Below are 9,245 nucleotides of genomic sequence, written 5' to 3'. Positions count from 1 at the left end.
CGACAACTCGACACTGTCTGCACAGATCTATAAGAGAAACGTTACGCAGAATTCATTCAGTGGCGATTTCTGGGACGAGTGGTCGCAGGCAATAAGGCGTGCGGGTGCAATGGATGTGTCGGTGTGCCCGGACGGATTCAGTGCCATTGATGGTGCAATCGAGGTTGACGGGACTGGTTGTGGTGGCCTCACGCCAAACGGCCTCGTCAATTTCGGAAAGTCGAGCCAGAAGTCCTACGGAATTTCCCTCCAGTATTCGCACGTTACCGAAACAAACCAGCTTGTTCTCGGTGCGACGGTGGACAGGAATTCGGTGGATTTTCAGCAGTCGCAGATGTTGGGCTTCATTCAGGATGACCGGAGTGTGATCCTGGAACCTTACAGGTTCGACGATATCGGGCTGGAAGCCCTGCGTCGAAAGATCATCCGGAACAACTTGACCGGCAGCAGTGATTCGAAATCTGTTTTCTTCAACAACATCTGGAGCATCCGTCCGAATCTTCATCTGAATTTTGGTCTCAGACATAACCGGACAAACGTCAAGAATTATCTCGTTTCGGACAGGCCGCGGCCGCTCTATCAGTTCAATGAAGCCTATTTCAATCGCCCAAATTACGAAAGGTGCGGCGCAGAGAATGACGATGCTGGCGCACGCTATTACTGTACATCGGGTGATTACGTCTACCGGAGCCTGAACCCCTCCGTTGGCGTGTCCTGGTTGCCGGAGCCGGACCTGAATCTGTATTCGAACTACAGCCAGGGTACGCGTGTGCCGTCGGCGATCGAGCTCGGCTGTGCGCGGGACCGTGAGTCCGAGAGCTCGGATGGTATCAATCAGGGCAGCTCGCCTGGATGTTCTATTCCCACTGCGCTTTCGAGTGACCCTTTCCTCCCCCAGGTCTGGTCGCACACGGTGGAATTGGGTGTTCGTGGTTCGTCCTCCATCCCCGACGGTTCGATAAGGTGGAACGCATCGGTTTACCGCACTGAACTCAAGGACGACATTCTTTTTGTTTCGATGGGTTCGCGTAACAGAGGTGTTTTCGACACCTTCGGCGAAACGCTCCGTCAAGGGTTCGAACTTTCGGTTGAGGGCAAGTCGGGCAAACACTCGTTCCGAGCGTCCTGGTCACGGATCGATGCGACTTACGAATCCGAAGCAGTGCTTGTCAACCGCTCGAACTCCAGTTCCGAGACACGTGCCGGGCTGCTCAATACCTTCAATATCTCACCCGGTGATCGGATTCCGGGGATTCCCCGGGATTCGTTCCGCCTGAACTGGGGCTACCAGGTTTCGGACAAGTTCGAGATCGGGCTGTCGATGATTGCTCATTCCTCCGCATTTGTTCGGGGTAATGAAAATAACGAACATGAGCCGGTAGGGACGGATTCAAACGGGCAACCCACAGCGGCACTCAATGATCCGACCATTACCGTGGAGCCTGGTCGGCGCTATGTGGGACGCGGAAAGAACCCCGGGTACGCCTTCTTCAACTTCATCTCTTCCTACAGGTTCAGCCCCTCACTGCTGTTGAGTGTTCGCGTCGATAACGTGTTCAACAAGGACTACGTAACGGCAGGAGACCTGGGCCTGAATCCTTTCGCGCCAACACGCTGGGGTGCGCGTGATGGAGCGGGGTTCAATTACAACTCGAATGACTGGTTGCACACCACTTTTGTCGGACCTGGAGCTCCCCGGGCAATCTGGCTGACTATGAACTACACGCTGGATTTGCCGGGCAGGTGATCTTTTGTTGTTGATTTTTAAAGGAGGGTGCTGTGAATTGTATCAAGATAATCTTTCCATCTTTGCTCGTGTCGATGTCCGTATCGGTGCACGCGGGTGACTTTCAACTGCTCCCGACGACGCCTTCCAATAACGTAGGTTTTGTCGCCGGCCAAAATTCACAGTTCGACGACCCGCTGTATCTTTCAGCGCCGCGGGGGCAGTTCGTGCGTTCGGATTCGGATCCCGAAGTTATCCTGACCATAAATTACCAGGCATTTCAACCGGAAACATTGTCTCCCATTGGGTCGGGCACGCTCACGCTGCTCGATTTCGTCTATACGCCGGACATCACGTTTGCAGGCAGCAGCACCAAGATCGGTCATCTCTACGATTTTGTTTTCCGCGATTCGCGGGATAACAAACTCGTTTTTGGCACCCGCGTACTTCTTGGGGTAGAGGACGACCACCAGAAGAACGCCGAGCTGAATTTCTTGTATCGCTTTGGCTTCGAGGAAGACGGCACTGCTTTCTCTGCCGCGGCGGCATGGCTCTTCACCGTTCCGTCCGACTTGCGCATGTACAACGCAGCACAAACCGCGAGTACTTCACTGACGGGGATCCGTCGCTATGACGCAGACACCGTGCGCATGCAGTCGGACGTCAATCGTGCCGAGGGCAATCAGACGAGCGGACTATTCCTCGTGAAGACAGATGCCGAGTACTACACGCTGGCCAACAGGGCTGTAGGCATCTTCCAAGCCGGCGAAGAAGGTCAGCCGCTGGTCGGAAACGAGTTCTATGGTTTTGTGCCGACCAACGTACCTGCCGTGCCAGAGCCCTCGACCTACGGAATGCTGCTTGGCGGTCTGGCGCTGACGGCGTGGGCGGCACGCAAGCGCAAGGCTTAATTACCCCGAAGTTCTCAGGAGATAAAAATGAAAATCAAGGTTCTCGCCCTTTCCCTTATTGCTGCCTTCGCATCGAGCTCCGCTCTCGCATTCGTTGCACTGCCTGAATCCGGACAGCTTCGCATCACTGCTCAGAACGATGTGACCGAAGATCCGTTGTGGCTGGGTTTTGGTTGGAGTCCGACGTCAGAAGGCTATACGCGTGCTGCAGCCCGGGTAAGTTCGGTGTTGTACGACGGTATCGATGTCGGCAACTTCTACGACTATGTTTTCCGCAGCGACAGCGACAACACTTTGCTGTTTGCGTCGCGCTTCGAGCTCCTCGTTGGCGAAGTCGAAGTAGGCGACCTTGAGTACGAAGTCGAGATCAACGACATTTTCCGACGCGGCTTCGCCGGCTACGACGTGTCGGTCGGCTGGTATTTCCAGACGGGGTCTGACTTCGGCGTTTCGAGCGTCGCGCACTCCAACTCGCCGCGTACGCGCCCGGCGAATCTGGCGGACGTTTTTGATGACAACGTGGTCGATTTCCGCACTGACATTTCGGTCGAGGAGGGTAATCCGACCACTGCGTGGTATGTCATCAAGACCAACGCGACTCAATTCGACTACCTCGCGAATGCCGTCAGCATTCGACAGGCGCCGAGCGTTTCGGGTGACGATCCTCCGTTGCGCAACGCGATGTTCGAAGGCTTCGCGCCGATCCCGGCCGTGCCGGAACCGTCCGAGTACGCCATGTTCCTGGCCGGTCTGGGCATGGTGGGCTTCGTTGCCCGCCGCCGCATGAACCGCATCTGAGTTTCACGCCTCGACCCGGGCAACCGGGCGTTTCTTTGAGCCAGGCCTCGAGCCTGGCTTTTTTTCATCCGAACAGGCGGGCGACCTCGCGCGGTGCGCAGCGCAGATACTGGGGCGCCACCTTGATCTGCGCCCCGAGCTTCGCAGCCGCGTGCCAGGGCCAGCGCGGGTCGTACAGCATCGCGCGGGCGAGGCCGATCAGGTCGGCCTGGCCGGCGGCAAGTATCGACTCGGCGTGCTCCGGCTCCGTGATCAGGCCGACGGCGATGGTCGGCAGGCCGGTTTCGGCGCGGATGCGCTCGGCGAAGGGGACCTGATAGCCCGGCGTGAGCGGAATCTGCTGCGCGGTCGATACGCCGCCGCTCGATACGTGGATGAAACTCGCGCCGCGCGCCTTGAGCGCCTGCGCGAGGACCACGCTCTGTTCGATGTCCCAGCCACCGTCCACCCAGTCGCTGGCGGAAATGCGCATGCCGACCGGCCGGTCGTGCGGGAAGGCTTCGCGCACCGCGTCGAACACCTCGAGCGGGAAGCGCAGACGGTTCTCCAGTGCGCCGCCGTAGGCGTCGTCGCGTGTGTTCGCCAGCGGCGAAAGGAACTGGTGCAGCAGATAGCCGTGGGCGCCATGCACCTCGATCGCGTCCAGCCCGAGCCGCGCAGCGCGTTTAGCGGCTTCGGCGAAAGCCGTCCGCACGCGTCGCAGGCCGTCAGCGTCGAGCGCCAGTGGCGGGTTCTCGTGCGCAGCGTGCGGGATCGAGGAGGGCGCCACGGTCTGCCAGCCGCCGGCGGTCGGCGCGATCTGCGCGCCGCCTTCCCAAGGTCGTGCGACCGAGGCTTTGCGGCCGGCGTGACCGAGCTGGATCGCGATCGGCATGCCGGAGTGGGCGCGCACACCTTCGAGCACGCGGCGCAGCGCCGCTTCGTTGGCGTCGTTCCAAAGGCCGAGGTCGGCGGCGGAAATACGACCTTCGGCCTCGACCGCGGTCGCCTCGATCACGAACAGGCCGGCGCCCGACAGCGCCATCTGGCCGACGTGCATCAGATGCCAGTCGGTTGCATTGCCGTCGCTGGCAGAGTACTGGCACATCGGCGCGATGACGATGCGGTTGGACAGCTTCAGGCCACCGAGGTCGTAGGGCTGGAAGAGCGGGCTGGACATGAACGGGATCTCGCGGTCGTTGAAGGGCGGGCGGCGTGGCCGCAGCGCCCCGCAATCTACCGCCGACCGCCGGCCCGCGTCGACCTTCGCGACACCGGTGGCTGCTTCGTCAGAGCCCCAGTTCGGACAGACCGGGGTGATCGTCGGGGCGCCGTCCCTGCGGCCAGCGGAACAGGCGTTCGGACTCGCTGATCGCCAGATCGTTGATGCTGGCGTGACGGTGCGCCATCAGGCCGTTGTCGTCGAACTCCCAGTTCTCGTTGCCATAGGAGCGGAACCAGTTGCCGGCGTCGTCCTGCCATTCGTAGGCGAAACGCACGGCGATACGGTTGCCGGCGGTGCACCACAGTTCCTTGATCAGCCGGTACTCGCGTTCCTTCGCCCACTTGCGGGTCAGGAAGTCGACGATCTCGGCGCGGCCGCGCAGAAATTCCGCGCGATTGCGCCAGCGGCTGTCGGCGGTGTAGGCCAGCGATACGCGCTGCGGATCGCGGCTGTTCCAGCCGTCCTCGGCGGCGCGCACCTTCTGCGCAGCGGTTTCGGGCGTGAAGGGCGGCAGGGGCGGGCGGGGGGCGTCGGTCATGGCAATGCTCCGGTGGTGGGAAAGAGACAGGTCTGTCTACATACTTGAACAAGACAGGTCTGTCTGTCAACATGAATGGATGTTCACATCTCTCGACGATCTAGCCGGTCCCGGTCCGCTGCCGGAGCAGGATGCGCGAACCCGCGTCCTCGAATGCGCTTACCGGCTGTTTTACCGGCACGGACTGCGCGCCACCGGCATCGACCGCATCATTGCCGAGTCGGGTGTCGCCAAGGCTTCGTTCTACCGCCACTTTCCGACCAAGCAGGCGCTGGTCGAGGCCTATCTGGACCTGCGCCACGCGCGCTGGATGGGCTGGCTGGAAAGCCGCCTGACCGGCGCGCCGGACGCCGCTGCCTGGCTCACCGCGCTGCCCGCTGCGCTGGACGACTGGTTTCGCGCGCCCGGCTTCCGCGGCTGCGCTTTCATCAACAGTCACGCCGAAGCGGGTACGGAAGCACCGGCGATGACGGTGACCCACAAGCGGGAACTGGCAGCGCGCATCGAAGTTGCCTGTCGCGAGGCCGGTTGCGCGCGACCCGACGAGATGGCGGCCGACCTGCTGCTGGCGATCGAAGGCGCCATCGTGCGCGCGCAGATGGAAGGCGCGGACGCCGCCCGCGCACCGCTGGCTCGGGCGTTTGCGCGGGTGCTCGCGGGGGCGGAGCGTGCGCACGCCTGACGCGTTGCGTAGCGGGGATTTCGAGGTGTGCTTCGGATCGACATGTGCCGCGTGCGGCGGCCGCGTCGCGGCCAAGGCCGCTCCCACCGGGAAGCACGCCCGATCCGTGGTTGGAGCCTGGGCGAGGGTTCTGTGGGAGGGCCTTTCTGACCCCGACAGCGGCCTGGATCGAAGGCGGCGGACTGCGCAGCGGCCGTATCGCGGCCAAGGCCGCTCCCACACGGATCGCGCCCGATCCGCGGTCTGAGCCTGGGCGAGGGTTCTGTGGGAGGGGTCTTCTGACCCCGACGGCGGCCTGCATCAAAACTGCGGACAGCGGCGTCCGTGTCACGGCCACGGCCGCTCCCACAGAGGCGCGCGCATCCCCGGGAGAGGGCGCGTGTGCGGTGAGTACAGCGAAGGGGCTTGTCCTCAGCGGCTGGCGTCGCCGCTGCGCCACCACGCCTGCATCGCCCGTCCGGAAGGTTCGTCGGCTTCGCCTTCCGGGTTCAGCGGCCAGTGCCAGCGTGAGCCGCTGGCCCAGCCGGCGCTGAAGAGGCGGTCCTGCAGACCGGGCAGCAGTACTTCGTCCGGCGCAGTCGCTCGTGTCTGCGCGTACTCGACGATCAGACAGGCGTGTTGCACGCGGCTCAGCGCGTCGATGTGCGCTTGCTGTATTGCCGTGCCGTAGCGTTCGACGGCCGCCTCGGCCTCACCGCTGTTCAGCAGTGCCGCGCACGGCAGTAGTGGCAGTTGCGACAGCAGGTTCACCGAGGCGCACCAGGCGTCGGCGGGCATCGGTGGTGAAGCGCGCTGCGGATCGCGCGACAGGTCTTCCAGCACGCCGCTCACGTCCTGCCGTGCACAGCGCACCCGGCCTCGATGGCGGCGAGCGGCGGCGCGCGCAGCCGGGCCGAAGCAGACGTCCACCAGATCGATGGTTTCGAACAGGTCTAGCAGTTCGCGCAGTGGCACGTCCTGTAGCAGACCGGCGCCCATGATCCAGGCGCGACGCGGTGCATCGGGAAGTGCGGCGGCACGGCGGGCAGAGGCGAGCAATGCGGCACGGGTCTGCGCGATGTGGTCCGCCCACTGCGCGCGCAGGCGGCGATGGCGCACGGCCAGTGCGGCCGCCTCGCGGCGCAGGCCGAGGCGCTGCGCTGCCGGCAGACACTCCATGCGTGCCCAGGCGATCAGTTCCTCGATCATGCGGCGTCCGGCGGGAACAGCGCGCGGGCGCGCGGTGCAGGGTCGAGCCGATAGAAGCGGGCCAGCTGCTCGTACAGATCCGGCCAGGCCTGCTGTATCAGATCCGGGATCTCGAAGAAGCACTCCGACATGACAGCGAAGAACTCGGCTGGGCTTTCCGCGGCGTACTCGTCGATGCCGGTATCGACGCCCGCATCGACGTCAGCGCAGAAGCGCTCGTAGGCGGTCGACCACACGCTGGCCCAGCGCTGCACGCTCATGCCGGCGTGCAGCGGCGGCAGGCCGTCCGGCTCGCCGTTGCGCATGTCCAGCTTGTGCGCGAACTCGTGGATGACCACATTGATGCCGTCGGCCGCCAGCGATTCCGGCTGCCAGGACAGCAGTACCGGACCGCCTTCCCACGCCTCACCGACCAGCGTGTCCTCGTATTCATGCACGACGCCGGCATCGTCGGTCACCCGTCGCGGCACGACGAAGTCGCCCGGATAGACCACCACGCCGACCCAGTCGTCGTACCAGTCCAGCCCGAGATTGAGCACCGGCACGCAGGCCTGCAGCGCGATCTCGAGCAGCATGTCGTCGGTCAGCACGGTGTCGTGGGCACCGTGGAATTCCTTGCCGGCGATGAACTGCCGCGCCAGTTCACGCAGGCGCGGCCGGTCGGCGGGGTCGAGGAAATCGAGCCAGGGCAGGCGGGCCTCGATGCGTTCCCACTGCTCGTCAGGTACGTCGGGCAATTCGGGTTCGACGGCGGAAACGAGGCGGCGCAGCCAGTGCAACATCCGGAAGTAATCCTCTCTTGCGCGGGGTGGGGTCAGCGCCTATTGTGAAGGCTCTGCAACCACGAAAGGAGGTGATCCGTGATGAAACGTCTCGCGATCCTGCTGGGGCTGGCGATGTTTGCGTCGTCCAGTGCCGTTCTTGCATGCCCGGGCGAAAAGCACGGCGACGCCAAACCCCAGAGCTCCCAGCCGGAGAAGCCAAAGACCTGATTCCGCGCAACTGTCGTGAGACAGGTGTGCGAGGGGCGACCGCGCAAGCGGTCGCCCTTTTTCGTTGACGCGGCGTGGGGCGGACACGTCGCGGCCTTGGCCGCGCTCACAACGACCGCCCTCACTGCCGCCCGCTTCAGAACGTCCCGTTCAGCGCCCGCCGCAATGTACTGGACGGCAGTTCGCCGAACAGTTCGCGGTAGTCATGCGAAAAATGCCCAAGGTGCCAGAAGCCCCATTGCATCGCGATGTCGTGCACGCTGCGCGCCGGGTCGCTGCCATGCTGCAGCGCGCGCCGCACCGCGTTCAGCCGCACGCGCTTCAGGTAATCCTTCGGCGCCATGCCGAGCACGCTGTTGAAGTGGTTCTGCAGCGTGCGGCGCGTGACGTGCAGGCGTTCGCACAGTTCATCGACGCCATCGACCGAGCTTTCGGGCTTCAGTGCGATGCGCCGCGCCTGCATCACGATGTCGAAACGGCGCTGTTCGAGCGCGGTGCGCGACGGCGGCGTCGGGTCGTCGCCCAGGCTGTCGAGCAGCAGATCGACCAGATCGGCACACAGATCGCCGGACGGTGTGGTGGCACCGACCGGTTCCAGCAGGCCTTCGATCAGGAAGCACAGTTCGCTGTGCCGCGACGGACTGAGCGCGCGGCTGGCAACCGAGCCGTGCAGCAGCAGCTGTTCGAGCTTGTGGCCGTGGCGGCCGGTCAGGCGTGAGGCGAGCCAGCCTTCGTCGGCGACGATGCCGTAGATGCCGAAGTCGCGCGGCGTGCGCAGCGTGAAGCCGCTGCTGGCACGCGCCATCATCAGGTGCACCCCATCGCTGTGCGGCCGGCCACAGAAGCGCACTTCGCCGGTGCGTGACAGATCGGGCAGGCCCATCCATACCGAGCCCGACCACGGGCCGCATTGCTGGCTGGTTTCCTGTTCCGTGTACTCGTGGAAAACCTGCAGCCGCGGGCCGTCCTCGACCAGCATCTCGCGGATGCAGCCGCTGAACACGCCCCCCGACAACTGCTCGTATTCCTGATGCCAGCGCGAAATATTGTCCGCGTGCTCGGCGACGTCGTCGCTGCGGCACACGCGGATTCCGTCCTTCGGGGCGCTTCTGGTGGCGTCCTCCGCGGTCGGGGCTGGCGCGATGTCATGTCCCATGTTCTGCCTCTCCTCCTGTCGCTCGCGCGAACAGGAATGTACCGTGATTG

The 9,245-nt window shown here is 63.7% G+C and carries 10 protein-coding genes; 5 read left to right on the top strand and 5 right to left on the bottom strand.

Annotated elements, in window-relative coordinates; all coding sequences use genetic code 11:
- From AC51BJ_RS05560 to AC51BJ_RS05550, 3 genes are all read left to right on the top strand, one after another.
- Window positions 1-1,747 (top strand): TonB-dependent receptor domain-containing protein (locus AC51BJ_RS05560; protein WP_496279579.1); only part of this gene is annotated, 1,747 nt, incomplete at its 5' end.
- Window positions 1,748-1,779: 32 nt separating this feature from the next.
- Entirely contained in the window at window positions 1,780-2,637 is an 858-nt protein-coding gene (locus AC51BJ_RS05555; protein ID WP_496279578.1) for a PEP-CTERM sorting domain-containing protein, read from the top strand.
- A gap of 27 nt (window positions 2,638-2,664) precedes the next feature.
- On the top strand, window positions 2,665-3,435 hold the full coding sequence (locus tag AC51BJ_RS05550; RefSeq protein ID WP_304002357.1) for a PEP-CTERM sorting domain-containing protein: 771 nt from the start codon (window positions 2,665-2,667) through the stop codon (window positions 3,433-3,435).
- 64 nt (window positions 3,436-3,499) lie between these two features.
- Here the strand turns inward: AC51BJ_RS05550 and AC51BJ_RS05545 are convergent, their stop codons facing one another.
- Window positions 3,500-4,594: an NADH:flavin oxidoreductase/NADH oxidase gene (locus AC51BJ_RS05545; protein WP_496279577.1), complete on the bottom strand. Its 1,095-nt coding sequence runs from the start codon at window positions 4,592-4,594 to the stop codon at window positions 3,500-3,502.
- 109 nt (window positions 4,595-4,703) lie between these two features.
- Complete coding sequence (locus AC51BJ_RS05540) at window positions 4,704-5,177, bottom strand: nuclear transport factor 2 family protein (protein ID WP_496279576.1); 474 nt, start codon at window positions 5,175-5,177, stop codon at window positions 4,704-4,706.
- 79 nt (window positions 5,178-5,256) lie between these two features.
- Here AC51BJ_RS05540 and AC51BJ_RS05535 point away from each other — a divergent pair, with 79 nt between their 5' ends.
- Window positions 5,257-5,859 (top strand): TetR/AcrR family transcriptional regulator, encoded by a 603-nt coding sequence (locus AC51BJ_RS05535; RefSeq protein WP_430434641.1) that lies wholly within the window; start codon window positions 5,257-5,259, stop codon window positions 5,857-5,859.
- Window positions 5,860-6,270: 411 nt separating this feature from the next.
- Here AC51BJ_RS05535 and AC51BJ_RS05530 read toward each other — a convergent pair whose 3' ends face one another.
- Both AC51BJ_RS05530 and AC51BJ_RS05525 read right to left on the bottom strand, forming a co-directional pair.
- Window positions 6,271-7,047, bottom strand: coding sequence for a hypothetical protein (locus tag AC51BJ_RS05530; protein ID WP_496279575.1), 777 nt, complete (start codon window positions 7,045-7,047; stop codon window positions 6,271-6,273).
- Entirely contained in the window at window positions 7,044-7,829 is a 786-nt protein-coding gene (locus AC51BJ_RS05525) for a M90 family metallopeptidase (protein ID WP_430434639.1), read from the bottom strand. The genes AC51BJ_RS05530 and AC51BJ_RS05525 overlap by 4 nt, the downstream gene beginning before the upstream one ends.
- A gap of 81 nt (window positions 7,830-7,910) precedes the next feature.
- On the opposite strand from AC51BJ_RS05525, the gene AC51BJ_RS05520 reads away from it, so the two are divergent.
- Window positions 7,911-8,039 carry a hypothetical protein gene (locus AC51BJ_RS05520; RefSeq protein WP_020165347.1) on the top strand — a complete coding sequence of 43 codons (129 nt, stop codon included), beginning with the start codon at window positions 7,911-7,913 and terminating at the stop codon, window positions 8,037-8,039.
- Between the two features lie 136 nt (window positions 8,040-8,175).
- On the opposite strand, the gene AC51BJ_RS05515 is transcribed toward AC51BJ_RS05520, so the two are convergent.
- Window positions 8,176-9,195, bottom strand: a complete 1,020-nt coding sequence (locus AC51BJ_RS05515; protein WP_430434638.1) for a helix-turn-helix domain-containing protein — start codon at window positions 9,193-9,195, stop codon at window positions 8,176-8,178.
- Window positions 9,196-9,245: the final 50 nt, after the last annotated feature.

It is taken from the genome of Methyloversatilis sp. S146-33 (genome assembly GCF_059552495.1).
Note: the sequence above shows the minus strand (reverse complement) of the source record. Positions and strands in the feature narration are given on the sequence as shown.